Annotated in this window: 18 protein-coding genes; 13 read left to right on the forward strand and 5 right to left on the reverse strand. The window is 67.8% G+C overall.

Going from position 1 to position 26069, the window contains the following annotated elements; genetic code table 11:
* Positions 1-72: 72 nt before the first annotated feature.
* The 3 genes from V6S85_RS00005 to V6S85_RS00015 are packed head-to-tail and all read right to left on the reverse strand — an operon-like array spanning position 73 to position 3478.
* Complete coding sequence (locus V6S85_RS00005; RefSeq protein WP_334347535.1) at positions 73-1005, reverse strand: ROK family protein; 933 nt, start codon at positions 1003-1005, stop codon at positions 73-75.
* Positions 1002-2198 (reverse strand): glycoside hydrolase family 88 protein, encoded by a 1197-nt coding sequence (locus V6S85_RS00010; RefSeq protein ID WP_334347536.1) that lies wholly within the window; start codon positions 2196-2198, stop codon positions 1002-1004. Before V6S85_RS00010 ends, V6S85_RS00005 begins: the two co-directional genes overlap by 4 nt.
* Before the next feature lie 2 nt (positions 2199-2200).
* The gene (locus tag V6S85_RS00015) at positions 2201-3478 is read right to left on the reverse strand and encodes an oligosaccharide MFS transporter (RefSeq protein WP_116568862.1); all 1278 of its coding nucleotides are present in this window, start codon (positions 3476-3478) and stop codon (positions 2201-2203) included.
* 266 nt (positions 3479-3744) lie between these two features.
* On the opposite strand from V6S85_RS00015, the gene V6S85_RS00020 reads away from it, so the two are divergent.
* The 7 genes from V6S85_RS00020 to V6S85_RS00050 all read left to right on the forward strand — a co-directional run bounded on the left by V6S85_RS00020 (position 3745) and on the right by V6S85_RS00050 (position 17305).
* Positions 3745-5175: a glycosyl hydrolase family 28 protein gene (locus V6S85_RS00020; RefSeq protein WP_334347537.1), complete on the forward strand. Its 1431-nt coding sequence runs from the start codon at positions 3745-3747 to the stop codon at positions 5173-5175.
* An 18-nt stretch (positions 5176-5193) separates the two neighbouring features.
* Entirely contained in the window at positions 5194-5481 is a 288-nt protein-coding gene (locus V6S85_RS00025; protein ID WP_165828952.1) for a GntR family transcriptional regulator, read from the forward strand.
* A gap of 390 nt (positions 5482-5871) precedes the next feature.
* The gene (locus V6S85_RS00030) at positions 5872-8673 is read left to right on the forward strand and encodes a TonB-dependent receptor plug domain-containing protein (protein WP_334347538.1); all 2802 of its coding nucleotides are present in this window, start codon (positions 5872-5874) and stop codon (positions 8671-8673) included.
* 89 nt (positions 8674-8762) lie between these two features.
* A complete protein-coding gene (locus tag V6S85_RS00035) occupies positions 8763-11105 on the forward strand; it encodes a hypothetical protein (protein ID WP_334347539.1) in 2343 nt (780 codons plus the stop codon).
* A 16-nt stretch (positions 11106-11121) separates the two neighbouring features.
* Positions 11122-11784 (forward strand): putative 2OG-Fe(II) oxygenase, encoded by a 663-nt coding sequence (locus V6S85_RS00040; RefSeq protein ID WP_334347540.1) that lies wholly within the window; start codon positions 11122-11124, stop codon positions 11782-11784.
* A gap of 84 nt (positions 11785-11868) precedes the next feature.
* Positions 11869-14181 carry a heparinase II/III domain-containing protein gene (locus V6S85_RS00045; protein ID WP_334347541.1) on the forward strand — a complete coding sequence of 771 codons (2313 nt, stop codon included), beginning with the start codon at positions 11869-11871 and terminating at the stop codon, positions 14179-14181.
* 226 nt (positions 14182-14407) lie between these two features.
* On the forward strand, positions 14408-17305 hold the full coding sequence (locus V6S85_RS00050) for a TonB-dependent receptor (RefSeq protein ID WP_334347542.1): 2898 nt from the start codon (positions 14408-14410) through the stop codon (positions 17303-17305).
* A 61-nt stretch (positions 17306-17366) separates the two neighbouring features.
* On the opposite strand, the gene V6S85_RS00055 is transcribed toward V6S85_RS00050, so the two are convergent.
* The gene (locus V6S85_RS00055; RefSeq protein WP_334347543.1) at positions 17367-18845 is read right to left on the reverse strand and encodes a glycosyl hydrolase family 28 protein; all 1479 of its coding nucleotides are present in this window, start codon (positions 18843-18845) and stop codon (positions 17367-17369) included.
* Between the two features lie 193 nt (positions 18846-19038).
* Between V6S85_RS00055 and V6S85_RS00060 the strand changes: the two genes are divergently transcribed.
* From V6S85_RS00060 to mnhG, 6 genes are read left to right on the forward strand one after another with little or no spacing between them, the layout of a single operon-like run.
* On the forward strand, positions 19039-21966 hold the full coding sequence (locus V6S85_RS00060; RefSeq protein ID WP_334347544.1) for a monovalent cation/H+ antiporter subunit A: 2928 nt from the start codon (positions 19039-19041) through the stop codon (positions 21964-21966).
* Positions 21963-22307, forward strand: a complete 345-nt coding sequence (locus tag V6S85_RS00065) for a Na+/H+ antiporter subunit C (protein ID WP_334347545.1) — start codon at positions 21963-21965, stop codon at positions 22305-22307. Before V6S85_RS00060 ends, V6S85_RS00065 begins: the two co-directional genes overlap by 4 nt.
* Complete coding sequence (locus V6S85_RS00070) at positions 22304-23896, forward strand: monovalent cation/H+ antiporter subunit D (protein WP_334347546.1); 1593 nt, start codon at positions 22304-22306, stop codon at positions 23894-23896. Before V6S85_RS00065 ends, V6S85_RS00070 begins: the two co-directional genes overlap by 4 nt.
* Positions 23893-24384, forward strand: coding sequence for a Na+/H+ antiporter subunit E (locus V6S85_RS00075; protein ID WP_334347547.1), 492 nt, complete (start codon positions 23893-23895; stop codon positions 24382-24384). The genes V6S85_RS00070 and V6S85_RS00075 overlap by 4 nt, the downstream gene beginning before the upstream one ends.
* Positions 24381-24662 carry a K+/H+ antiporter subunit F gene (locus V6S85_RS00080; protein ID WP_116490763.1) on the forward strand — a complete coding sequence of 94 codons (282 nt, stop codon included), beginning with the start codon at positions 24381-24383 and terminating at the stop codon, positions 24660-24662. The genes V6S85_RS00075 and V6S85_RS00080 overlap by 4 nt, the downstream gene beginning before the upstream one ends.
* Positions 24659-25003, forward strand: a complete 345-nt coding sequence (mnhG, locus tag V6S85_RS00085) for a monovalent cation/H(+) antiporter subunit G (RefSeq protein ID WP_116568851.1) — start codon at positions 24659-24661, stop codon at positions 25001-25003. Before V6S85_RS00080 ends, mnhG begins: the two co-directional genes overlap by 4 nt.
* Here the strand turns inward: mnhG and V6S85_RS00090 are convergent.
* On the reverse strand, positions 25000-25809 hold the full coding sequence (locus V6S85_RS00090) for a universal stress protein (RefSeq protein WP_334347548.1): 810 nt from the start codon (positions 25807-25809) through the stop codon (positions 25000-25002). The genes mnhG and V6S85_RS00090 overlap by 4 nt on opposite strands.
* Between the last annotated feature and the right edge of the window lie 260 nt (positions 25810-26069).

The following is a 26069-nucleotide window of genomic DNA, read 5'->3' on the forward strand; positions in this document are numbered from 1 at the left end:
TCTCAAGGCTCCCTTTCAGAAGCCTTGAATCAGCAACCCCCGATTACCGCCAGCGCTTATTGAGTACGGACCCTAGGCGGCGGGTTCGGCCAGAAGCTGGCGGGCTTCGTCCTGGCTCCAAAGCCGTGCGGCGCCGCGCACGCCCGAGGCGTCGCCCCAGACGGCCGGCTTGATGCGCGTGCTCCAGCGGTCGGCGAACACCCGGCGCGCGACGAGGTCGGGCAGGCGCTCATGCACCTCCGGCACGTTCGACAAGCCGCCGCCGATGACGATGGCGTCGGGGTCGAGGATGTTGCACAGCACCGCGACCGAGCGGCCCAGGCGGTCCATGAACTGGTCGAAGGCGGTGGTCGCCGCAGGATCTCCGGCTCGCCAGGCCGTGATGATCTCTTCGCCGCTCAGGGTCCTGCCGGTGGAGGCCTGGAAGTCGCGCCGCAGGCCCGTGCCCGAGACCCACATCTCAAGGCAGCCGTGCTGTCCGCACCAGCAGCGCGGACCCTCGCGTTCCTCGATCGTCGGCCAGGGCAGGGGCATGTGGCCCCATTCGCCGGCGATGCCGTTCTCGCCCTCGATCAGCTTGCCGTCGACCACCAGCCCGCCGCCGCAGCCGGTGCCCAGGATGATGGCGAACACCACCTTGGCCCCCGCGCCGGCGCCGTCGACGGCTTCCGACAGGGCCAGGCAGTTGGCGTCGTTGGCCAGCCGCACGGGCCGCTGGAGCGCTTCGGAGAGATCCTCGCGAAAGCGCCGGCCGTTCAGGTACAGCGAGTTGGCGTTGCGCATCACGCCGGTGGACGGCGAGATCGAGCCGGGCGCTCCGATCCCCAGGGTGCCGCGCGCCCCCAGTTGCCGCTCGAGGCCCGTCACCAGTTCGCGGACGACGACCAGCGCCTTGTCGTAGTCGCCCGGGTTGGGAACGCGGGCCTTGGCCAGCAGCTTGCCGCTGGCGTCCAGGGCGGCGGCCTCCACCTTGGTGCCGCCGAAATCCACGCCGATCTGAATCACCAGTAGGGCTCCCAAACCCGGGTGAGGCGGACCAGCGCCTCGAGGAAGAAGTAGTCGCCCCAGATGCAGGCCTCGTCGACGCCGACGCGGTTGGGCATGTGGTAGACGCCGTGGGCGAGGATGCCGGTCCCAGGCTGGCCCAGCGGCAGCAGGTAGTGCTCGCCGAGGGTCTCGACCATCGCCAGGGCGGCGGCCTCGTAGGTCTCGCGGTCGGGATCGGCCAGCGGCAGGGCGCGGGCCAACTCCAGAAGGCCGCAGGCGGCGATGGCGGCGGCCGAGCTGTCGCGCTCGGCATCGGTGAACACCAGGTCCCAGCAGCAGACCAGATCGTCCGGCAATCGGTTGAGGAGGTAGTTGGCCAGGCGCGCCGCCAGGTCGATCAGGCCGGGATCGGGCTTATAGCGATGCACCAGCGGGAAGCCCGACACGCCCCAGGCCTGACCCCGCGCCCAGCAGGAGGTGTCGCTGAAGCCCTGGTGGGTCTTGCCGCCGACCGGCTGGCCGGACTTCGGGTCCATGTAGAAGGTGTGGAAGGTCGAGGCGTCGGGCCGCACGATGTGCTTGGCGGCCTGGGCGATATGGCTGTCGGCCGCGATCCTGAAGGTCGGATCGCCGGTCTCCTCGCTGGCCCAGTACAACAGGGGCAGATTGAGGTTGCAGTCGATGATCATCCGTCCGGCCTGCTCGGGATCGGAGAGATCGCCCCAGGCCTGGATGATGCCGGCGGCCGGCAGATAGCGGGTCATCAGCCGGCGGGCGGCGGCCAGGGCCGCCTCGTGGCCGCTCATGCTGCCCGTCAGCTTCCAGGCGGCCACGCACGACAGCGAATAGAGGAAGCCCAGGTCGTGATGATCGACATTGACCTCGCGCTCGATCCGGTCACGGAAGCTCTCGACCTGCCGCTCGGCGGCGAGGCGATAGCGGGCCTCGCCGCTGGCCTCGAAGGCCAGCCACAGCATTCCGGTCCAGAAGCCGTTGGTCCACTCGGTGTTGTCCATCGGCGCATAGACCCCGTCCTCGCTCGAGGGCTTGGGGAAGGCGTCGGTGAAGCGGTCGAGACTGGCGTCGATGCGGGCCAGGACGGCCGCCAGGATGGCGTCGAGCTTGGCTCGCTCGGGGCGGGGGCGCGCCAGGATCTCCTGGGCGCGGCTAAGAGGTTCGCGCGGGATGGCGCGGGAAGCGGATTTGGGCATCGTCAGTTGACCTTGGCCACGTCGCCGCCGCCCAGGTCGGCCTGCGCAAGCGCCGGGTCGGGCTCGGCGGCCTTGGCGGGCGGAGCTTCACGCGGGGTGGGGGAGAGGGCGAATACCGAGGCGACCCAGAACGCGGCGGCGAACAGGGCGATCAGCAGGTAGGTGCTGGGGAAGCCGATCAGGTCGTAGCTCTTGCCGACGATCGGCGACAGCACGGCCAGGCCCAGCGAGTGGCCGAAGCTGACGCCCACCAGGTAGAGCGTGGAGGCCAGGCGGCTTTCGAAGTGGAAGGCGATGTAGCGGAAGATCGACACCACCAGGATCGGCAGCTCCAGCGAGTGCAGCATCTTCATCGCCGAGATCGGCACGGGGCCGTGCACCAGGCCCGAGCCCGCGATGCGGACGATCATGATCGCCGCGGCCAGCAAGAGGCCGTTCTTGGCGCCGATCTTGTTCACGACGAACGGGGCGACGAACAGCATGCCGGCCTCGAGGAAAATCTGGGCCGAGTTCAGGTAGCCGAACATGGCCGCGCCCTGCTTGGGGTCGGCGAAGTGCGAGGCGTAGAAGGCCGGGAACTGCTGGTCGTAGACGAGATAGAGGTTCGTCACGCCCAGGATCAACACCATGAAGCCCCAGAACTTGGGCAGCTTGAAGATCGCCATGGCGTCGGCGGGCTTCAGGGCGCTGGAGCTTTCGCGCTCGTCGGCGCTGGGCTCGATCTTGGCGAAGGCCAGCAGCGGCAGCAGGATCAGGCCCGCGCACGAGGCCAGGGCGAAGTTGTAGAGCGGGTCGAGGTTGAAAAGCCGGCCCGAGAAGAAGGCGGCGGCCGCGAAGCCCAGCGAGCCCCACAGGCGCGCGCGGCTGTACTCGAAGCCGTACTTGCGGCCCACCCGGTCGACGAACGACTCCAGAGCGTAGCTGCCGGCGATGAAGGTGACGCCCAGATAGGCGCCGCCGGCGATAGCGCCCAGCAGCAGGTTGGTCTTCAGCAGCGGGCCGTAGACGAAGGCGAAGAAGGCGCCCGAAAGCACGACCAGTCCGCTGATCAGCCACAGGACGGTCTTGCGCAGGCCCACCTTGTCGGAAACGAAGCCGTACAGGGGTTGGGATATCATCGCGAAGATGAAGTTGGCGGCGAACACCACGCCGGTCTCGGCGCCGGAAAGGCCCAGGGTCCGCTTCAGCCACAGGGCCAGCAGCGAGATGCTCATGGCCTGGGCGAAGAAGTAGAAGAAGAGGAAGGCGCTCAGCAGAGCGTAGTTCTTCCTGATGGCCATGCGACACCCTCCCGCGCCGGCCGCGCTTCGTGGCGCGACTGGTCCGACCCTTGGGTCATAGACTGATCTGATAACGATACCAAGTGGTTTTGGAGTCGTTTTCGCTCGCTGGGCCGGGGCTTGCGTGAGCGATATGATATCGATATCAATATTCGTGTTCGAGCGATCCGCAAGGCTTTTCGACGCCTGGCGTCGATCGTGGCGCTCGGCGCTGAAAACAATGACGCCGTCGAACGGGCAGAGCGTCGCCTGGGGAGGAGTTCGCGATGGGGTTCACGGTTCGGAAATCATCCTGGCTGGGATGCGTCGGCGCGGCCGTTCTGGGGCTCGCGGCGGGATCCGCCTCGGCGGCCGACCAAGCCGACGCGTCGGGGCTGTACGTCTATCCGCTGCCGCCGGGCGGCCTGTTCTACAGCATGCACAACGACACTTTCACGGTGCGGGTGCGCAAGCCGGGCGGGCCGTGGCGCGACCTCTATGAATACACCGCCAAGGTCGACTCCGACGGGCCCAGCGACGTCTCGGTCGTGCAGTTCGACTTTACGGGCGAGGTCGAGATCGGGGTGCGCAAGAACAACGGCGACTTCAAGCGTGTCGAGGTGCGCCCCGCCAGCAAGGCGATCCGGCACAAGGTCGAGAACGGCGTCGTGCTGTTCGCCATCGACAGGCCGCAGAACCTGTCGGTCGAGTTCGACGGCGACCGGCTGCACAACCTGCACATCTTCGCCGGCGCTCCGATCGCCAGGCCCGCGCCCGGCCCGGACGTGGTCTTCTACGAGCCGGGCCTGCACGCGCCGCCCGGCGGGGTGTTCCCGGTGAAGTCGGGCCAGACGATCTATGTCGCCGGCGGCGCGATCCTGCAGGGGACCTTCAAGCCCGAGAAGGTCGAGAACGTCCGCATCATCGGCCGGGGCATCATCGACCGACCCGCCGACCAACTGGTCGTGCAGGATTCGAAGAACGTCACCGTCGAAGGGCTGACCTTCCTGACGCCCAAGCACGGCACCATCGCCTGCGCCTCGTCGAGCAACGTGACCTTCAAGGATATCAAGACCTTGAGCAACGGCTCGTGGTCGGACGGCGTCAACGTCTTCGCCTGCAGCGACGTCACCGTCGAGCGGGCCTTCATCCGCACCTCCGACGACAGCGTCGCGGTCTACGCCACCCGCAAGTTAGGCGTCGGCGACACCCGGCGGGTGAGGGTGCGAGACTCGATCTTCTGGCCCGACGTGGCGCATGCGGTGTTCATCGGCCTGCACGGCGACACCAAGGCGCGCAACGTGCTCGAGGACCTGCGCTTCGAGAACATCGACATCCTGGGTCTCGACGAGGACGATCCCGAGTACCAGGGCGCGCTGGCGATCAGCGCCGGTGACGACAACACCGTCCGCGACGTTCTGTTCAACGACATCCGCGTCGAGCAGATCGAGGAGGGCAAGCTGTTCAACGTGCGCACGGTGTTCAACGCCAAGTACGGCACAAGCCCGGGCCTGCTGGTCGACGGCGTGCGGTTCCGGAACATCCGCTTTTCCGGCGCCGGTTGGCCCAGCCCGTCGACGATCTCGGGCTTCGGCGCCGATCGTCCCGTCCGCAACATCAGCTTCGAGAACGTGACCATCGCGGGCAAGCGCTTGAAGGCGGCCGATCCTGCGGTGATCGAGGTGGGGCCGAATGTCGAAGGCGTAAGCTTCAAGTAGCCGGGGAGGGCGTTTGGGGTGGTTCATCCGTCTGGCCGAGGCGTCTGCTGGGCGCCGTTGCAGCGCAAGGGGCGCGTGGCGCTCTACCGCCAGATAGCCGACCGGCTGCGCACGGCCATCCTCGACGGCGAGCGTCGCCTGCCGACCGAGCGCGAACTGGCCAGCGGCTTCACCGTGGCGCGGATCACCGTCCGGGCGGCCCTGGACCTGCTGGCGGCCGACGACCTGATCTCGCGCCGGCGACGACATGGCACGGTGGTTCGTGACGGGGCCTGCCGGGGTGTGAATTCGGCTCTGCCCATGTAATCGATGGTGCGGATCGCAATGGTGTAGCGACCGTGGAATGCATCCTAGGATAATCGGGATCGGTCGATCTGTGTCGGATCCAACGTCAGTTCACGTCGATGTGGCGACAGTTGTTTCGCTCTTCGTGGATGGGGTGGGCGTACGTCAGTAATGCCGATGCGAATGCTATGAGAAAACAACGTATCGAATCTCGTTGACAGTTCTTGAAATGCACTGGTATCGATAACAACAAGCCGGTCGGAGCCGTCGTCGCGACGCCTCCGAAAACGGCGCGCGGTCGGGGTGTCGGCCTCGGCGCAGAGCGACGTCGGACTAAAGTCCGAAGGGGAGGATAGGATGGGTGGTCTCAACCCTCGGCGCGGTCGCAACCGCGCGCTGCAAGTTTCTCACATGGTCCTGGCGCTGGCCGCGGGCGCCGGCGCGCTGTCGGCGACGACCGCGCAGGCTCAGTCCACGGCCCAGGCCGCTGACAAGCCGGTCACGGTCGAGACCACGGCCGTCGACGAGGTGATCGTCACCGGGGTGATGGTCGGCACCGCCGCCAAGAAGGCCAACGTCTCGTTCTCGGTGCTGAACGAGGACGACATGAGCAAGTTCACGCCGATCAGCGCCGACGACATGCTGCGCGACATGCCCGGCGTGGTGGTCGAGTCCAATGACGGCGTGGCCCGCAACGAGGTCTTCACCCGCGGCATGACCATCGGCACCGGGGCCAACACCTCGGGCTATTTCTGGACCACGATCCTGGAGGACGGCCTGCCGGTCGTGCCGTTCAAGTTCAGCGGCTTCCAGGACGGCTACTTCTACCGCGCCGACATCTCGACCAGCCGGGTGGAGTCGGTGCGCGGCGGCTCGTCGGCCACGGGCGTCACCACCTCGGTGGGCGCGACCTTCAACTACATCACCGGCAAGGTGAAGCCGGGCGCGATGATCCAGACCCGCGTGGGCTTCGAGGGCGAGGACCTGCACCTGTCGTGGAAGCAGGTCGACGGCGCCTATGGCTGGGTCAACGAGGCCGGCGACCTGGGTGTCGGCGTCAGCGGCTTCTATCGTCGGTCCAGCGGCCAGGTGGATCCGGGCTTCGACCTGAACCACGGCGGCCAGTTCCGGGTGAACCTTTACAAGGACTACAACACCGGCAACGGCGGCGGCTCGTTCAACCTCGTCTACAAGCATCTGGACGATACCAACGCCGAGCTGACGACGTTCCAGCAGCCGACCTACGGCTACCAGAATCCCGAGGAGATCCCGGGCTTCGGACGCGACGTGAACCTGTTCATGAACGGGGGCAAGCAGACCGTTCCGAACTACTTCAAGCCGGGCAGTCACACGCTCGATCCGTCGGACGGCTATCGCTACAAGCAGGACGCCCTGTCGCTGCGCTGGAACCACGATATCGGCGAGCGCCTGACCTTCACCGGCGCGGCGCGGATCCAGAAGTCGACCTATCGCGGCCAGTCCTACAAGCCTCAGCAACTGGCCTCTCTCGCCTCGGCGGCGGCGACGCGCGAGCGCTTCGGCCTCAACATCAACAACCTCGACCGTACGCCCGGCTACTACGTCTTCACCAACGCCGCCGGCCAGGAAGTGGCGCGCGTCGCCAACAACGTCGCCGGTTCGCAGCTGGGGACCAACTACCGCACCGGCGCGGCCTGTCCGCGGGTGACGGCAGCCACCTGGCAGGCCAGCAGCCTCTGCATCGTCGGCAACACCCTGCCCAACCGCGATATCGACATGCGCGGCGGCGTGGTCAACGGCGTCACGCTGCCGGCGGAAAGCGCCACGCAGGATCTCGTCCTGCTGACCCGCGCTGAGGACAACTACCGTGAATCCGTCGACTATATGGGCAACTTCACCGCCACCTATCGCGGTGAAACCTGGAGCGTGAACGGCGGCCTCTACCTGTCTCGCTCCGAGCAGGTGAACGACAACTGGGCCAACGGCCTGGGGGTCTCGGCCTGGGCCGACGGCCAGGTGCAGAACCTGAACGTCAAGTACGTCACCAACGGCGGTACGAGCTACCAGCTGACCGACGCTGGCGGCTGGGGGGCATATGGCAGCGGCCTGTTCACCACCGTCTCGCAGCGCGCGCGGATCATGGAGCTGTCGCCGTATGCGGGCTTTGCCTGGTCGCCCACCAAGCACTGGGACTTCAACGCCAGCATCAAGTACCAGTACTTCCACGCCCGGACCTATTCGGAGACCTGGGACACCCGCAATTCCGGCGCCGCCCTGCTGACCAACGGCGGCCTCGATGGCGATCCGCTGACGGTCTACGACAACGTCTACATGACCAGAACGCCGGCCAAGATGATCGGCGCCGACAAGGACCTTAGCCTGGTCGATTACAGCGTGGCCCTGGGCTACAACTTCAACGACAAGCACAAGATCTATTATCGCTATACCGACGCCAAGCAGCCTTCGTCGGGCGTGATCAACCGCTATTCGACCGCCGCCACCCTGGTGCGTCCGCTTGGGCCCACGGCCTACATCAAGGGCCACGAGTTCGCCTATACGTTCGGCGATCGCCGCTTCAACGGCCAGGTCACCTACTTCTACCAGAACTTCGCGGTGAACGACTATCCGACCGGCATCGATACCGACAACGTTTCGACCTATCTGCTGCCCGACAATTTCAACAAGTACTTCACGCGCGGCATCGAAACCTGGGCCAAGTGGCGGATCACCAAGGACCTCGAGTGGAATCCTTCAGTGACCTTCCTGAACGGCAAGACCACCGAGGCCTATGTCTGGCTGAACACCGGCGCCAACGGCAACGGCGCGGCCGACGACGTGCTGCGCATCGACGCGGGCCTCCTGGCGCGCTCGCCGAAATGGACGCTGAGCAACACGGTCTCGTATCGCTACAAGGACTTCCGCTTCAACGTCCGCCACCGCTGGATGGACGAGCGCAAGCTGAACACCAACTCGCTCGACCACCGCTTCCTGCCCGCGCAGGACAATCTCGACGTCTCGGTGCAGTACAGCGGCTTGAAGAAGACGATGGTCACGCTCGACGTCCGCAACGTGCTCGATAAGGCCTACATCTCGGCCTACGACCCGATGATCAGCAGCAACCTCCCGTCCGGGGTCCAGGTCTACGACGTCGTCGAGCAACTGCCGGAGTCCGGCTATCTGGTGAAGCGCAACGCGCCGCGGTCGGTGTGGCTGACCGTCCGCAAGGAGTTCTAGGCCCGGCCGGAACCACGACGGCCCGGCGGGCGAGGATGTCGTGTCCTCGCTCGCCGGCCCCGATATCAAGCATCACGAGCGAGGGGCGCATGACCCGCCATCGGCTGATCCTCGGCGCGAGCGCTCTGCTCGGCCTTCTGGCGACGCAGGCCAGCGCGGCCACGCCGCTCATCGACAAGGTGGTGTTCGGCGACGCGGCGTCCGAGGCCGCGCACTTGGTGGACGCCTCGGCGTCCGAGCGCGTCGAGGGCGGCCTGCGGGTCGCCGCGCGGCGCCTGCCGCCAAGCGAGCCCGGCGCGCGGTTCAGCGGCGACCTGAAGTTCCGGCTGGCCGTCGATCCGGCGATCCAGAACTACGCCTCGATCCGGCTGTGGGGCGGCGATGTCAATGACGGCAAGCTGACCCTGTTCTGCGAAGGCAGGCAGGTCGGTTATCGTCACCTGGGCGACATCGAGATCCTCGACATCGGAACCCAGGCGCCGCCCTTCGCTGGGCGCTTCACCTACCGCACCTTCCCGCTGCCGATCACCCTGACCAAGGGGAGAAAGGCGCTGGACTGCGCCATCCGCGCCAGCGGGCCCTACGCCGTCTACACGCAGCAGTTCGAGAGCTTCCAGAAGCCGATGGCCCAGGCCTCGCGGCCGATCTACGCGCTCTACGTCCACGCCGATCCGTTCCTGGACAGCGGCGACCCGGCTGGCGCCGCGCCGCCGTTGGCGACCGCGCCCTCGGCCGGTCCCGAGGTGCTCGACGACCTCAAGGCGCGGGTGAACCGCGAGATCGACCGCAAGCTGGCCCAGCCTGGCCCGCTGAACGTGCTGGAGGTGCAGTTCCTGGCTCGCGCCGCCGCCCTGTCCTGGACCAAGGCCCACGGCAATCCGGCCGTGGCCCGCAAGGTGATCGAGAGCGGCGACGCCTTCTACGCCCACTTCCTGGCCGATCCGAAGAGCGTTTATGTCGACGCCAGCCGCACCAACGCCGACTGGGACGCCATGGGTCCGTTCGGCAAGACGCTGCGCCTGCTGCAGGCCGATCTCGCACCCTATCTCGACGCACCGGTCGCGGGCGGGCAGGGCGCTCCGAGGCGTCGCGAGGCCTATGCCAGCATGCTCGATGCGGGGCTCGGCTACATCCAGACCCATCGCCGGCTCTACACCAACCAGTCGATGATCGTGGACCTGGGGATCTACTGGAGCAACGAGGGCCTGCGCTCGCTGGGCAGCCCGCTGGCCCGGCCCGAGCCGGCCATGCGGCGGTTCTTCTACGAGTCCATGGGCCTTAGGCCCTGGACCGGCAGCCTCGACGAGGCCGGCAAGCCGACCTATTCCAGCGCGGCCGCCGATACCGGAAGTTTCCGCTCGGCCGACGACTACAGGCTCTTCACCAAGGCCGGCCTTTCCAAGGAACTCGGCTTCGTCGGCAGCTACGGCGAGATCCTCGACTGGGCGACCAGCATCTACCAGGCGACGGCGGCGACGCCGGGCGGTCAGGGCGATCCGGTCCTGCGCGATCAACTGCTGAAGATGGCCAGGGCGCGGATGGCCTTCCGCTATCCGGGGATCGACGCCGAGGGCGCCCGCACCATGCTGCTGGAGGCGCCGATCGGCTGGCGAGATCCGGTCTATCCGGGCGCGACCACCTACGTGCAGAAGTCCGGCTGGGATAATACGCCCTTCAACGTCGCGGTCGCCACGCGCGACCCGCAGCTGATGGCGATCGCCCGCCAGGCCCTGGACGACGGCCAATATTACGCCGTGCTGCGCGACCGCCTGAAGGACAAGGGCCAGCGCACGACCATCGGCTTGCTCGACGCCTATGACGACTGGCTGGCCGTGAAGGCCTGGCCGAAATCGGACGTGAAGCTGCCGATGACGCCGGGCCAGCCCGACTTCGTCTTCGCCGACCCCGAGGACGGGGTTGTGGCGATCAAGAACGGCGACGAGGTGCTCTACGCCTCGCTCTACTGGCGAGCCAATTGCGGGGTGAACCGCCTGGCGCGGTTCCACTACCAGACCCCAAGCGTGGACCGCATCGCCACGATCGCCGCGCGGGTAGACTTCGAGCCCAGCGGCAAGACCTGCGTGCGTCGCTCCACGCCGCACATCTCGGCCGGCTCGATCCCGATCGTCGCCTATCCGGGCGAGGCGCCGGCGGCGCTGGAGGGCGATGTCCTGCCGGTGGCCAAGGGACCGCCCGAGGCCCGCTATAAGGACCAGGACAACCCCTATGCGGGCCGCGGCTACTATTACGAGGCGACTTACGGCCCGTACCTGATCGCCATGAACGCCGGGAGCAAGCCGGTGGTCGTCGATCTGCCGAAGGCGGCGGGCGAGCGGACCGATCTGGTCACCCGGCGCAAGTTGGCGCAGGCCGCCGCGAGCCTGACCTTGGCGCCGGGCCAGACGGCGGTGATCCACGCGCCTTCGCGATAGTCAGGGGAGGGCGGCCATGAGCCACGATCACGACCTGCGGCTGGTTGCACCCTTCAGCCCGACGATCATCAAGGCGATCATGCCGCTGGGCGTGGTCGAGCGCCTGAACGCCCGCATCGACGAGATCGTGGCGCGGCAGGACGAGGTGGCCGCCCGCGACTGGTCTGCGCACCTGGCCGGCGCTGTCAGCACCGAGATCCGCTTCACCGACGTGATCCGCGAGACGGTCGAACTGACCGACTTCCTGTACGACGTGGCCCGCACCTACACCTACCGGTGCGAGAACGCCCTGATGCACTACAGCGACTACGAGCGCACCGAGGAGCTCGAGGCCCGCAAGCTGCGCATCGAGATCAAGGAGGGCTGGATCAACGACATGGTCGCCGGCGACTACAATCCGGCCCATTTCCATCAGGGCTGCCTCTATTCCAGCGTCGGATTCCTGCGGGTCCCGCCGGCCTACGAGGCCGAGTTCGCGGCCGACAAGGCTCGCCAGAACACGGCCGGCTGCCTGCAGTTCATCGACAGTCGCAGCGCCGTCGGCGTGAAGAACCTCTTCACGGTCAAGCCGGTGGTCGGCGACTTCTACCTGTGGCCCTCGTGGATGCTGCACTGCGTCTACCCGTTCCGCAGTCCGGGCGTGCGGCGGTCGATGGCGATCAATCTCGCCCTGGGCTGAGGGGGCGGGAGCGGAGCCGCTTGCGCCCGCAAATGATATCGATACCATAATCTGAAGTCACAAGAAGCGTACGGGGAGAAGCGCGTGAAGAGCCGAGCAAAGCGGATGGTGTCGGGCCTGGCCCTGGCAAGCTGTCTCCTGGCCGGGGCGGCCGGCGCCCAGACCCTGAAGTCTGGCCATCCGTACCTGACCTTCAGCGACGTCCACGTCTCGCAGTTCAAGGCCCGCGTGGCGGAGGATCCCGACGCCAAGGCCGCCTGGGCCAAGGCCCGCGCCGACGCCGACACGGCCCTGACCCGCAAGCCGGCCAACGACCGTGAGCTGAACGCCGCCCTGATGGGCCTGTCGCTGACCTATCGCATGACCGGCGAGCGCAAGTACGCCGATCGCGCCAAGGTCCTGCTCGACGTCTATGCGAACCGCGCCAACTGGGTGACCGACAAGCCGCTCCTGGCCCGCAACCCGGTCTGGAATTCCGACCTCGGCATGGGAACCAGCGCCTATACCTTCGGCCTGACGTTCGACGCCATCCATGACGCGCTCAGCCCCGCCGAGCGCGACCGTCTGGCCAAGGCCCTGGTCAAGGGCGCTATCCGCCCGACCCTGAACGACTGGATCGACGGCAAGGAGCGGATCCACAGCCTCGACACCATGGGCCACAACTGGTTCAGCCATATCGTCTTCGGGGCCGGCGTCGCGGCGATCGCCATCAAGACCGAGGAGCCCCAGGCCGAGGCCTGGATCCGCCGCATCGACGAGGCGGCGCAGGAGTGGGCCAACTACGACGGCAGCGCCATCGAGACCAAGCCGGCTCACTTCGCGTCAAACGGGGCCTTCGTCGAGAGCATCAACTACGCCGACTTCGCTGCCGAAGGCTATCTGCGCTTCAAGCGCGCCTGGCTGGACGCCTTCAAGGAGCAGCCGGCGGCGACGCCGCGCCTCGAGGGGCTGGGCGACTACTTCATCCAAAACCTCTACCCGACCACGGGCGGCTTCCTGTCGACCAACTTCGGCGACGGCAATCCGACCTCCAGCGGCGCCAGCGCCATCGCCAACCTGTGGGCCACGGGCGACCAGCAGTCGCGCTATCTCTGGTACCTGAACACCGTGCGTCCCGATCCCAAGCAGGACGTGTTCGCCGAGCCCGAGAACATGGTGCAGTGGCCCTCGGTCAAGGCCCGGGCCTCGGTTGGCAAAGGTCCGGGCCTGCCGACCAGCTGGATCGACAGCGACCTTGGGGCGGCGACCCTGCGCTCGTCCTGGGCGCCGGACGCCACCTTCCTGGCGCTGCGCTCGGGCTTCACCTGGAACCACAACCATGCCGACGCCGGAAGCTTCATCCTCTGGCACAAGGGCAAGCAGCTGCTGATCGACTCCGGCAACAGCAGCTACGCCCGGCCCGAGTATGACGGCTATTACCGCCAGAGCGTGGCCCACAACGTCGTCACCCTGGACGGCAAGGCCGAGCCGGAAAGCAACACCTACAACGGCTCGCACTTCGTGGGGCGGGTGGACCATCTGGTCGACGCCGGCGATCTGCGCTTCGTGTGGGCCGACGCCACCGGTCCCAACGCCCGGACCTTCGAGCGCAAGTATCGCAGCTTCATGTGGATCGGCGACGTGATCCTGGTCATCGACGACCTGAAGGGCTGGGCGCCAGGCCAGTTCGAGTGGCTGATGCACTACGAGGGCGAGGCCAGGCGCCAGGGGCAGGTGATCACCGTCAGGAACGGCGAGGCCGAGGTCGCGGTGCGGCCGCTGTTCCCCGAGACCTTGCCGGACGCGGGCCTGTTCACCGACTATCCCGAGCTGATACGGATGGCCGAGGGCAAGGGCCTGAAGGATCACGCCCCCGACGAGGTTCAGCCCTACCTGCGCCTGCAGGCGCCGGGCGTCACCGACCGGACCAAGTTCGTGGTCGCCCTGACGCCCAACGGATCGAGCCCCGCGCCCAGGATCGAGAGGGGCGAGACCAAGGACTGGCTGATGGTGCGGATCACCCAGAAGGGCGAGGTCACCGAGGTCTATTTCAACCTGCTGGCCGACGGTCGCATCCGCCACCGCAACGCCAACGCCGACCTCGGCGGTTGGCAGACCGACGCCTACATTCTCGCGCTGACCTATCCGGAAGGGGGCAGCGCGGCCAAGCCGCGGCGGTGGTTCGTGGCCGACGGCAGTTATCTGCGCCGCGACGGGCGCGTCGAGCTCGACAGCCTGTCCAAGGCCTTCGTGGTCAAGGACAGGGCGGGGCAGGGCGTCGAAGCCAGCATTCAGGGCCAGCCGACCTACGCCATCCGCCTGGCCTGCGACGGCGCGCGCGCGATCAAGGTCGACGGCGCCGCCAAGGCTTGCTCTGGCGACGTGGCTCTGGCGCGTCGATCGTCGCCGCCCAACTGAACCACAATCATCGCATTTGTCTGACAAAATCTCTTGTCAGCGATTTATGATATCGATAACAAGATTATGTGGTTGGAGAAGATCGCCGTGCAGGCGACGCCCCCGACCCGGGAGTGAAACAGAGAGGGCGCGTCAAGCGCCCGAGCCAACAGGGAAAGCCCGCTTCGCGCGGGATCTGACGGGCCGCGCCGGCTTATCGGGCGCAGGCTCCGCAGGAGGGGAAGCCATGAAGTCCGAAGTTCAATCGCGTCTGTTCCTGACAGCATCGACGCTGGCCGTCGCGCTGGGCGCGTTCGGCGCCGCCCACGCCCAGACAACGCCGACCCCGGCGACCGAGGAGGCCGTCGAGGAGGTGGTCGTCACCGGCATCCGCCAGAGTCTGCAGTCGGCCGTGCAGGTCAAGAAGAACACCATGGAGGTCGTCGACTCCATCCGCGCCGAGGACATCGGCAAGCTGCCCGACCCCAATGTCGCCGAGACCCTGACCCGCATTCCGGGCGTGCAGGGCTATCGCTACGGCGGGGAGGGGGCCTCGCCGGTCGGCGCCGGCTCGGGCCTGACGATCCGGGGCCTGTCGGGCCAGACCGCCTCGCAGGTCGACGGCCGCTCGTACTTCACCGCCGGTGGTAGCGAGTTCAATATCGAGGCCGCCATCCCCGGCATGATCGCGGGCCTGGACGTCTACAAGAACCCCTCGGCCGAGCACATCGAGGGCGGCATCGGCGGCCTCGTCGACATCAAGACCCGCCGTCCGCTCGACCTGCCGAAGATGTCGGGCAGCGTGGCGATCTCGGGCCGCTACAACGACATGGTCAAGCAGATGCAGCCGGAATACTTCGGCCTCGTCTCGCACAAGTGGGACGTCGGCGACGGCGAGATGGGCCTGCTGCTGGGCGCCAACTACCAGAAGAGCTGGAACCGTTCCGACAACGCGCCCGGTCCCGGCGGAACCAATCTGCGCCGCGTGGTGCGCGCCGACAGCGCCGAGTACATCGGCAACAGCGCCTACAACCAGGCCTATGCCGGCCGTAGCGACGTCGCCTTCCTGGCCGACGTGGCCAACCCCCTGGCCCTGACCTCGGCCGAGCGCGCCAACCTGGTCAACATGGCCGGCGTGCAGATCAACGTGAACGAGGAGGATATCCAGCGCACCCGCAAGGGCTTCGCCGGCGCCTTCCAGTGGAAGGTCCGCCCGGGCCTCGAGTTCTATGTCGACGGCAACTACAACTCCTACCTCTACCACCAGGGCTATCGCTTCCTGAACGGCGTCGACAGCCGCTACGTCCAGGGCCTGGCGACCACTCCGTTCAGCACCACCGAGGGCCTGGCCAACCGCAACGCCAACGGCGGCGAGGACGCGGTGCTGGCCGGCCAGCGCTTCGGAAGCGGCACATTCCTGGGCTCGAGCTTCTCGTCGATCGGCGGCGACGAGCACCGCATCTACAAGACCTGGATCCTGGCTGGCGGCGCCAAGTGGTCGCCGACCGACGACCTCGATCTCAAGGCCGACCTGTCCTACGTCAAGGCCGACCAGCACCAGGACAACCGGTCCGTGACCATGACCCCCCGCGCGGGCCTGGGCTGGAACGTGACCCGTTCGATCGGAACGCCACAGGCCCTGTCGATCAGCGGGCCCGACCTGTCGAACCCCGCCAACTGGGTGCTGCTGAACTACGCCAACGGCACCAACAACGTCTATGACGACGCCGGCCTGGCCGCCCAGTTCGACGGCAAGCTGCGCGTCAACGACAGCTTCATCAAGGCCGTGAAGTTCGGCGCGCGCTACTACCGAAAGAAGTCGAAGTTCTACAACTACTCCTTCAGCGGCAAGAACCTGACCACCGACGGCCTGGCCCTGACGGCCAGCCAGTCGAACGGTATCCTCGCCTCCACGGTGCAGGACCTTGTCGCTGGCTCGCACACCAACTGGTTCGACGGCGAGGCGGGCTATTCGGGCGGCTTCCTGACCTTCTCGCCCGACGCCCTGCTAGGCGACAACGTCCGCAATCGCTTCGCCCTGGCCGGCATCCCCGCCGAGGACTCGCTGCCCGAGGTGCTGCTGTCGCGCCGCAAGGCGGTGGAAGAGACCCTGGCCGGCTACGGCGTTGTCGATTTCGCCTTCCTGAACGACCGCATCCGCGGCAACGCCGGCGTGCGGGTGGTGCGCACCAATCTCGACGCCGAGGCCCAGGTCACCGACACCAGCAGTGGAACGGCGGTGATCGTGCCGCGCAGCCAGGGCAACAGCTACACCGACGTGCTGCCGACCCTGAACCTGGCCGGCTACATCCAGGACGACCTGCTGCTGCGCTTCGGTTTCGGCAAGGGCATGACCCGACCCAGCGTCGGCGACATCAACCCGACCGTGACGGTCAACCTGACCAGCGGCACGGGCAGCCAGGGCAACGCCAACCTGCAGCCGCTGCGCGCCTACAGCTACGACCTGTCGCTGGAGAAGTATTTCGGACCGACCAGCTACGTCTCGGCCGCAGCGTTCTACAAGAGGGTCGACGGCTTCCCGATCGGGATCGAGAGCTGCCAGACGGTGGCCACCTCGCAGCCGTACAGCGGCGTGACGCCCAACAACTGCCCGACTGGCCAGTTCCGCATCACCCAGACCCAGAACGCCGATCCGGGCTTCGCCAAGGGCGTAGAGTTCGCCGCCCAGACCTTCTTCGACTACGACTTCCTGCCGCGGGCCCTGCACGATTTCGGCGTCCAGGGCTCGTACACCTGGGTCAAGACCGAGCTCCCGCTCGGGGCGATGAAGGTGCGCCAGCCGTTCCAGTCCGACCAGAACTGGAGCCTGGCCGGCCTCTACGAGAACAAGACGGTCTCGGCGCGCCTCGTCTACACCTCCCGCTCGGACTATGTGCTGTTCGGGATTTCGCCCAATCCCATCGATGGCCGTTACCTGAAGGGCTACGGCCTGCTCGACGCCTCGGTGAACCTGAACCTGCGCGACGACCTGACCCTGTCGCTGACAGCCTCGAACCTGACCAACAAGGCGCCGATCCGCTACGTCGGCGAGCCGGACGGTGGCTACGGCACCGACATTCTGCGCCAGTACTTCATGAACGGCCGGGTCTACGGGATCAGCCTGCGCTACAAGTTCGGCGGCTGATCGCCGTCGCATCAAGTCCCGCCTCGGGGCGCCGTCGACGACGGCGCCCTTCTTTTTGCGCTCAGCGGAAGGAGAGGCCCGAGATCTCTCCGCTGACGGCGATGTCGCCGTCCTTGGCCGACTTCACCGGCTTGCCGCCGATGGTCAGGTTCTCGATCGTCACGTTCTTCACCGCCGTCTGGGGAGACAGGCCCCGGATGATCGACTGGCTGGGCATGCCCTGGCCCGTGTAGGCGACGTTGCGGATCGTCAGGCCGTCGATCCCGCGGCCGGGCGCCTTGTTGTAGCGTGGGTTGTTCCCGGCCACGATATTGATCAGCTTGCCTTCCTCGATGCGGTCGACCCGCACGTTGCTGAAGGTGATGTCGCGGATCAGCGTGCTGTCGCCGGAATAGGCGGCGATCACGCCCTCCCAGTCTGGATCGTCCTCGTCCAGGTTGGCGACGTCGATGTTGTCGAAGGTCACGTCGCGGATGGTGCGCGGATCGGCGTTGTCGCCGAAATGGCCGATATAGAGGGCGTGGGCGACATCGACCCACAGGCGCATGTTCGAGACCTGGATGTCGAAGGTGTCGCCCGGCGGGTTCGGATCGGGGATCCCGGTCTGGGCGGCCTTCTGGCGGCAGATCGGGCAGTCGGCCACCGCATAGACCACCACGGCGTCGTCCGAGACCCGCAGATAGCCGTCGCGCACCTTCACGTGGCGCGAGGTCGAGATGTTGATCCCGTCCGACCACTTGCCCGAGGTGAAGCCGGTCAGCTGGCTTACCGTGACGTTCTCGGAATTGCGGATATTCATCACCCGCGCGGCGTCTTTGCGGTCGCTGTTGACGATGATCAGGTCCGAGATCTCGACATCGCGGGCCTTCTCCAGGTCGATCGCCCGGCCGGGATCCCACAGCAGGCCGCGTCCGGAGATCTTCACGTCACGGATACCGGAGAGGTCGAAGGCGCCCTTCAGCACCGCGCCGCCGTCCATGTGGACGCGTTGGCCCGACTTGACCGGGAAATGGTCGAGGCCCGCGGGCGGGACATGGAACCCTGGTCCGAAATAGACGACGTCGGCGCCGGTCGGACGGGCAGGGGGCGGGGCGCCGGCCACGATGTGCAGGTTGCGCAGGCGGTCGTCGTCGAACTGCAACGAGAAGCGCTCGGGCTTGGTCAGAGTCATGCGCAGGATCGAGCCTTCGCGCCAGGGCTTCACCGCGCTCGACAGCGGCGCGACCGAGACCTCGGAAAAGCGGCCGTTGTTCTTCATCACCTCCAGCTCGACTGTCCCGTCGAAGTCGAAATAGACCAGCGAGGCGTTCTGCTTGGTGTCGGTGTCGACCTGCACCCGGTACTCGTAGAGGTCGCGCCATTCGCCGCCCGGCGTGCGCACCCGCACGGTGAAGTCGTCGTTGTGCGCCGTGTACATCAGCTGCGGCGGCACGGGGTAGGTCAGCAGCGTGTCGGCCAGCGCTGGACCGGCCGCGCCTGTCAGCGGCATGGCGGCGAGCGCGGTGGCGGCGCGGCGGGCCGGGTTCTTCTGTCGGCTCATGTTTCCTCCCAAGGATGGGGCAGCATGGGTCATAGTGGTATCGATATCAATAACGTCGACATGTGTGACGAAGCATGACTTTCGGAACCGTCGCTTTGACGCATGGGAACGGTCTTCCTATGGTGGTCCTCGAGGCCTGTTAGGCGTCGGACCCCGGCTAGACCCGTTCCGTGGCAGGAGGCCCCCAACCGTTTTGTCTTCCAACCTGCTCCTTCTCGTTATCCTGGCGGCGCCGTTCCTCGGCGCGGCCGTGGCGGCCGGCCTTCCGCGACATGCGCGCACGGCGGCGGCGATTCTCTCGTGGCTGGTGTCGCTGGTCTGCCTGGTGAGCCTGGCCGCGCTCTGGCCGAGATTCGCGGATGGAGAGGTGCTGCGGCTGGCGATTCCCTGGCTGCCGTCGCTGGGCGTCAGCCTGATCCTGAGGCTGGACGGGCTGTCGTGGATCTTCGCCGCCCTTATCCTGGGGATCGGCGCCTTGGTGGTGCTCTACGCCCGCTACTACATGTCGCCCAAGGACCCGGTGCCCCGGTTCTTTTCGTTCCTGCTGGCCTTCATGGGCGCGATGCAGGGCGTGGTGCTGTCGGGCAACCTGATCCAGCTGGCGGTCTTCTGGGAGCTGACCAGCCTCTTTTCCTTCCTGCTGATCGGTTACTGGCACCAGAACCCCTCGGCCCGTGAAGGCGCGCGCATGGCCCTGACGGTCACGGCGCTGGGCGGGCTGTGCCTGCTTGTGGGCATGATCCTGATCGGGTCGATCGCCGGAAGCTACGACCTCGACGACGTGCTGGCCGCCAAGAGCGTCATCCTCGCCGATCCCCGGTCCGTGGTGGCCCTCGCGTTGGTGCTGATGGGCGCCCTGACCAAGAGCGCCCAGTTCCCGTTCCACTTCTGGCTGCCGCGCGCCATGGCCGCGCCGACCCCGGTCAGCGCCTATCTTCACTCGGCGACGATGGTGAAGGCGGGGATCTTCCTGCTGCTGCGCATGTGGCCGATCTTCGGCCAGACGGAGCTCTGGTACTTCGTCGTCGCCGGGGCAGGGGTGGCGACGCTGCTGATCGGCGCCTGGTGCGCCATCTTCCAGCACGACCTCAAGGGCCTCTTGGCCTATTCGACCATCAGCCACCTTGGCCTGATCGTCCTGCTGCTGGGCCTGGGCTCGCCGCTCGGTGCAATCGCGGCGATCTTCCACACGGTCAACCACGCGACCTTCAAGGCGTCGCTGTTCATGGCCGCTGGGATCATCGACCACGAGGCCGGCACGCGCGACATGCGCAAGCTGAGCGGCCTCTACAGGTTCATGCCGATCACCGGCACGCTGGCCATCGTCGCCGCCGCCGCCATGGCCGGGGTGCCGCTGCTGAACGGATTCCTCTCCAAGGAGATGTTCCTGGCCGAGGTGGTGGCCGGCAGCGACGGCCACGCCCTGAACGCCGCCCTGCCGGTGCTGGCCACCTTGGCCAGCGCCTTCGGCGTGCTCTATTCGCTGCGCTTCATCCTGGCGACCTTCTTTGGCCCGCCGCCCACGGCCCTGGACAAGGTTCCGCACGAGCCGCCGGCCTGGATGCGTCGCCCGGTCGAGATCCTGGTCGCGCTGTGCCTGCTGGTCGGCGTGCTGCCGGCCCTGACCGTGGGTCCGTTCCTGCGCAGCGCCGCCGTCGCCGTGCTCGGCTTCGATGATCTGCCCTACTACAGCCTGGCGCTCTGGCACGGCTTCAACATGCCGCTGCTGCTCAGCGTGCTGGCCCTGGCCGGCGGCGTGGCCGCCTACGCGGTCTTTGGCCAGAAGTTGAACAACAATCCGCGCGGCGGGCCTTGGGGTCTCAAGCGGCTCAATGGCGGCTATCTCTTCGAGAAGGCCATGACGGGCATCGTCAAGGGCGCGCGCTGGGTCGAGAGCCGCCTGGGAACCGAGCGGATGCAGCCGCAGTTGCGCCTCGTCGTCCTGGCCGCCCTGGCGGCCGGCGCGGCGGCGGCCTTCGCGGGCGGCGTGGCGATCCGGCCTTCGTGGTCGACGCCCGGCGCCGCTGAGTTCGTGTTCGCGGGCCTGTGGCTGACCGGCGGCGCCTGCGCCATCGCGGCCGCCTGGCAGGCCAAGTATCACCGCCTGGCGGCGGTGGTGCTGATGGGCGGGGCGGGCCTGGTCAGTTGCATCACCTTCGTCTGGCTGTCGGCCCCGGACCTTGCCTTGACCCAGCTGCTGGTCGAGGTGGTCACCACCGTGCTTCTGCTCCTGGGCCTGCGCTGGCTCCCCAAGCGGCGTGAGGACATCCAGGCCTCGCGGGCCGAGCTGATCCGCTCGCGACGTCGCCGGCGGGTGGATCTCGTGATCGCCGCGGTGGTCGGCCTGGCCCTGGCCTTCGTCTCCTACGCGGTCATGACCCGGCCGATGGTCGAGGGCATATCGCGCTTCTTCGTCGAGCGGGCCTACAGCGAGGGCGGCGGGCGCAACGTCGTCAACGTCATCCTGGTCGACTTCCGCGCCTTCGACACCTTCGGCGAGATCACCGTCCTGGGCATCGTCGGCCTGACCGTCCTTGCCTTGCTGCGCCGCTTCCGCCCGGCCAGCGACAGCCTGCCCGCGCCCAACCAGAAGCAGGCGCGCGAGCGAACCGGCCCCGTCGCCGAAGGCCGCAAGGCGGTCGACGCCCTGCGGGACACGATGCTGATCCCGCGCGTCGTCATGCGCTGGATGTTCCCGTTCGTCATCGTTCTGGCCGTGCACCTCTTCCTGCGCGGCCACGACCTGCCGGGCGGCGGCTTCGCGGCCGGGGTGGCGCTGTCGATCGCGGTGCTGCTGCAATACATGGCCAACGGCGCGCGCTGGGTGGAGGAGCGGCTGCTGCTGCGCCCGATCCTCTGGATCGGTTGGGGCCTGACGATCGCGGCGGGCTGCGGCCTGGTGGCGATCGGCTTCAACCGGCCGTTCCTGACCTCGGCCTTCCAGTACGTGCAGCTGCCGTTGCTGGGCCGCGTGCCGCTGGCCAGCGCGGTGGTGTTCGACCTCGGCGTCGTGCTGCTGGTGGTCGGCGCCACGGTGCTGATGCTGGTCGCCCTGGCCCACCAGTCGCTGCGCCGCGCCAAGGACGACTCCGAAACCGAGCAAGCGGAGGAGGGCGCATGACCGAGTTCGTGCTCGCGGCCGCCATCGGCGTCCTGTCCGCCGCCGGGATCTGGCTCCTGCTGCGGCCCCGCACCTTCCAGGTGATCATGGGGCTGTCGCTGCTGTCCTACGCGGTGAACCTCTTCATCTTCTCGATGGGCCGCCTGCGCTCGGGCATGCCGCCGATCACGGCCAAGGGCGCCGAGCGTCCGGAGCTCTACGCCGACCCGACTCCCCAGGCCCTGGTGCTGACGGCGATCGTCATCAGCTTTGCTTTGACGGCCCTGTTCCTGGTGGTCTTGCTGGCTTCGCGCGGCGCCACCGGCAGCGACCACGTCGATGGACGGGAGCCGGCCGAATGAGCCTCTGGGACCATCACCTGATCCTGCTGCCGATCCTGCTGCCGATGGTCATGGCCTCGGCCATGCTGTTGTTCGACGAGCGCCGTCGGCGACTGAAGAGCGTCATCAGCCTGACCGCCATGGCCGCGATCCTGCTGGTCGCCCTGGCCCTGCTGCACGAAAGCATGACCGGCGCGGCCGACGGCGGCGACACCGCCCGCGTCTACAGCCTGGGCGGCTGGTCGGCGCCGTTCGGCATCGTGCTGGTGGCCGACAGGCTGTCGGCGATGATGGTGGCCCTGACCAGCGTGCTCGGCGCCGGCGTCCTGGCCTTCGCTTTGGCCCGTTGGGACCGGGCGGGGCCGCGTTTCCACGCCCTGTTCCTGTTCCTGATCATGGGCGTCAACGGCGCCTTCCTGACCGGCGACCTGTTCAACCTGTTCGTGTTCTTCGAGATCATGCTGGCCGCATCGTACGGCCTGGCCCTGCACGGCTCGGGCGACGCGCGGATCCGGGCGGGCCTGACCTACATCGCCATCAACCTGACGGCCTCGCTGCTGTTCCTGATCGGCGTGTCGCTGCTCTATGGGGTGACCGGCACGCTGAACATGGCCGAGTTCGCCCTGAAGGTGCGGACCATCGCGCCCGACGACCGCGGCCTGCTGCATGTCGGCGCGGCGATCCTGGGCACGGCCTTCCTGATCAAGTGCGCGGCATGGCCGCTGGGCTTCTGGCTGGCCCCGACCTACACCGCCGCCAGCGCGCCGTCGGCCGCGGCCTTCGCCATCCTGTCCAAGGTCGGGGTCTATGTGGTGCTGCGGCTCAGCCTGCTGGCCTTCGGCGACGACGCCGGGGCCTCGGCCCATTTCGGCCAGTTGTGGCTGCTGGTCATGGGCCTTGCGACCCTGGCCTTCGGCACCCTGGGTCTGGTCGCCGCCCGCGACCTGTCGCGTGCTGGAGCCTACGCCGTCATGGTCTCGTCCGGCACCATCCTCGCCGTGGCGGGCGTGGGCGACCAGGCCGTGCTGGGCGGGGCGCTATTCTACCTGATCGGCTCGACCCTGGCCTGCGGGGCGATGTTCCTGCTGGCCGAGGTGCTGCAACGGGGCGTCGACTCCGGCGGCCAGCGCGAGCGGGCGGTGTTCGACGACGAGTACCGCGACCCGTTCGACGACGACGAGCGCAACGAGCCCGGCCTCGTCATCCCCGCCGCCGTCGCGGCGCTGGGCGGCGCGTTCCTGATCTGCACCCTGATGATCGCCGGCCTGCCGCCGCTGTCGGGCTTCGTCGGTAAGCTGGCCATGCTGGACGCCCTGGCGCGGTCGGTCGGACCGGCCAGCATCGCGGTGATCATCGGCCTGTCGCTGTCCAGCCTGGGCGGCCTGATCGGCCTGACCCGCCTGGGCGTCGGCGCGCTCTGGGCCCGTGACGAGGACGCGCCCGAACTGGTGGTCGGCGCGGCCGAACTGGCCGGGATGGGGGGTCTCCTGGCGGCCTGCGTGCTGCTGGCGATCTTCGGCGGCGCCGGGCTCGGTTTCGCCGAGCACACCGCCGAGTGGCTGGGCCGTCCCGACGCCTATATCCGCGCCGTGCTGGGGACCACGCCATGATCCGCGCGCTGTTTCCCCATCCGCTCCTGGCGCTGGGCCTGTTCGCAACCTCGCTGCTGATGAGCGGTTCGGTCGAGCCGCCGTCGATCGCCCTGGCGGCCTTGCTGGCGCTGCTCACGCCCCAGGTCATGCGGGCGCTCGACGCCCAGACCATCCGCATCCGCTCGCCAGGGGCGATCGTCGCCCTGGCCAGCTGCGTGGTGATCGACGTGCTGCGCTCCAACTGGGCGGTGTCGGCGATCATCCTGGGCCGGCGGCGGCATGAGCGCCGATCGGGCTTCATCCACGTGCCGCTCGACCTGAAGGACCGCTACGCCCTGGCGGTGCTGGCCGTGATCCTGACAGCCACCCCCGGCACCCTGTGGGTCGAGTACGACAGCGCCACCGGCCGCCTGCTGCTGCACGTGCTGGACCTGGTCGAGGAGGACGAGTGGATCCACCTCATCAAGGATCGCTACGAGCGCCGCCTGATGGAGATCTTCGAATGAGCCAGGCGATCCTGTTCTGGTGCCTGACCCTCGCCCAGGGCCTGCTGGTCGCGGCCATGGCGATGGCCGCCTGGCGCGCCGCGCACGGACCCCGCGCCCAGGACCGGGTGCTGGGGCTCGACACCTTCTATCTCAACGGCATGCTTCTGCTGCTGGTGTTCGGCGTGCGCACGGGCGGCGCGATCTACTTCTACGCGGCCCTGATCATCGGCATGCTCGGCTTCGCCGCCACGGTCGCCCTGGCCAAGTTCCTGATGCGCGGCGAGGTGATCGAATGAGCGTCGCGGACCTTCCCGCCTGGGCCTGCGTGACGGTTGGCCTGCTGGCCGTCGCGGGGGCGGCTCTGTCCTTCCTCGGCGCCGTCGGCCTCTGCAGCTTCAAGACCTTCTACGAGCGGGTGCACGCCCCGACCCTGGGCGCGACGCTGGGGATGGCGTTGATCGTCGCCGCCTCGATCCTGTTCTTCACCCTGGTCGAGGGACGGTTCATGCCCCGGGAACTGCTGATCGGCGTCTTCCTGACGGTGACCACGCCGGTGACCCTGATCCTGCTGGGGCGGGCGGCGCTGTTCCGTGACCGGACCGAGTTCGCGCGCGACGACGCCTCGGACGACGCCTAGCCTTCCTTGATCACGAGGGTGTCGACCGGGATGCGTTGCAGCAGCGTCGAGGCGACGCTGCCGAGCGCCGCCTGCACGAAACCGCTGACGCCGCGCGCGCCGATCACCACCAGATCGGGCCAGACCTCGCGGGCGACCTGGTCGAGCACGGCGCCGGGCTCGCCCGCGGCCAGGTGAGGTTCGACGCGGCCGCGCACGCTCTCGGACAGGTCCGCCAGCAGGGCGTCGAGCCTCTGCTGGGCCTCCGAGCGGGCGATCTCGCGCACGTCCTCCGACTTGATCCGGCTTTCGAACGGCACGTGATAGGCGTGGACGAGGTGCAGCCTGGCCTCCGGAAACAGCGCCGCCGCGCCGAGCAGCGCGGCCTTGGCCCCCTTGGAGAAGTCGGTGGCGACCAGCAGCCGCTGGTAGGGACCGTGCGCCCTCTGCTTGACCACCAGCACCGGGCAGGGCGCGTTGCGCACCACGTGGTCCACCGCCGTGCCCAGCAGGTAGTCGCCAAGGTCGTTGTAGCGGGCGACGCCGGTGACGACGAGGTCGCTGTCCCTTTCGCGGGCGGTGTCGGTGATGGCCTTGGGCGCGGGGCCGTAGGGCAGGCTGACGCTGGCCTTGGCGCCGGGGTCGGGCAGCACCCGCCTCACGTCCAGCGCCGTAGTCGGCGCGTCCCGCGCGATGGCGTGCACCACATGGACGTCGGCGTTCCATTCGCGGCCCAGCTCCAGCGCCCGGTCGACGGCCCGGTCGCTGCGGGCGGTGAGGTCGGTGAGGTCGGTGGCCACCAGGATCGAGCGGACGGGGTGGGTCATCGACGAACTCCTCACTGGCTGGGCGTGGCGAGGTTGGCCTTGGCGCGCTGTCGTTGCAATGCAAAAGGACCTTCATCTGTGGTTGCGTCGGTCCTGCGCCTTGTCTTTGCTCGGCTATTTCGGCGCCTGCATGTCGGGCAGTTGACGCGCCGGTCGTCCGCTTGCAGAGCTAGGGCGTTGACGGCACGGCGCGCCGGATCAGAAGAAGCGCGCCACCGAGGGCGGGCAGAGGCGAGCGGCTTTGAAGGACGAGGGGTGGC

The organism is Caulobacter sp. CCNWLW153 (genome assembly GCF_036889365.1).
Lineage (GTDB): Bacteria > Pseudomonadota > Alphaproteobacteria > Caulobacterales > Caulobacteraceae > Caulobacter > Caulobacter radicis.

What these genes read in the sequence shown, in the direction of transcription:
- V6S85_RS00010 (WP_334347536.1), bottom strand. Translation starts at nt 2,198, where the DNA reads ATGCCCAAATCCGCTTCCCGCGCCATCCCGCGCGAACCTCTTAGCCGC.
- V6S85_RS00015 (WP_116568862.1), bottom strand. Translation starts at nt 3,478, where the DNA reads ATGGCCATCAGGAAGAACTACGCTCTGCTGAGCGCCTTCCTCTTCTTC.
- V6S85_RS00020 (WP_334347537.1), top strand. Translation starts at nt 3,745, where the DNA reads ATGGGGTTCACGGTTCGGAAATCATCCTGGCTGGGATGCGTCGGCGCG.
- V6S85_RS00030 (WP_334347538.1), top strand. Translation starts at nt 5,872, where the DNA reads ATGGTCCTGGCGCTGGCCGCGGGCGCCGGCGCGCTGTCGGCGACGACC.
- V6S85_RS00035 (WP_334347539.1), top strand. Translation starts at nt 8,763, where the DNA reads ATGACCCGCCATCGGCTGATCCTCGGCGCGAGCGCTCTGCTCGGCCTT.
- V6S85_RS00040 (WP_334347540.1), top strand. Translation starts at nt 11,122, where the DNA reads ATGAGCCACGATCACGACCTGCGGCTGGTTGCACCCTTCAGCCCGACG.
- V6S85_RS00050 (WP_334347542.1), top strand. Translation starts at nt 14,408, where the DNA reads ATGAAGTCCGAAGTTCAATCGCGTCTGTTCCTGACAGCATCGACGCTG.
- V6S85_RS00055 (WP_334347543.1), bottom strand. Translation starts at nt 18,845, where the DNA reads ATGAGCCGACAGAAGAACCCGGCCCGCCGCGCCGCCACCGCGCTCGCC.
- V6S85_RS00065 (WP_334347545.1), top strand. Translation starts at nt 21,963, where the DNA reads ATGACCGAGTTCGTGCTCGCGGCCGCCATCGGCGTCCTGTCCGCCGCC.
- V6S85_RS00070 (WP_334347546.1), top strand. Translation starts at nt 22,304, where the DNA reads ATGAGCCTCTGGGACCATCACCTGATCCTGCTGCCGATCCTGCTGCCG.
- V6S85_RS00075 (WP_334347547.1), top strand. Translation starts at nt 23,893, where the DNA reads ATGATCCGCGCGCTGTTTCCCCATCCGCTCCTGGCGCTGGGCCTGTTC.
- V6S85_RS00080 (WP_116490763.1), top strand. Translation starts at nt 24,381, where the DNA reads ATGAGCCAGGCGATCCTGTTCTGGTGCCTGACCCTCGCCCAGGGCCTG.
- mnhG (WP_116568851.1), top strand. Translation starts at nt 24,659, where the DNA reads ATGAGCGTCGCGGACCTTCCCGCCTGGGCCTGCGTGACGGTTGGCCTG.
- V6S85_RS00090 (WP_334347548.1), bottom strand. Translation starts at nt 25,809, where the DNA reads ATGACCCACCCCGTCCGCTCGATCCTGGTGGCCACCGACCTCACCGAC.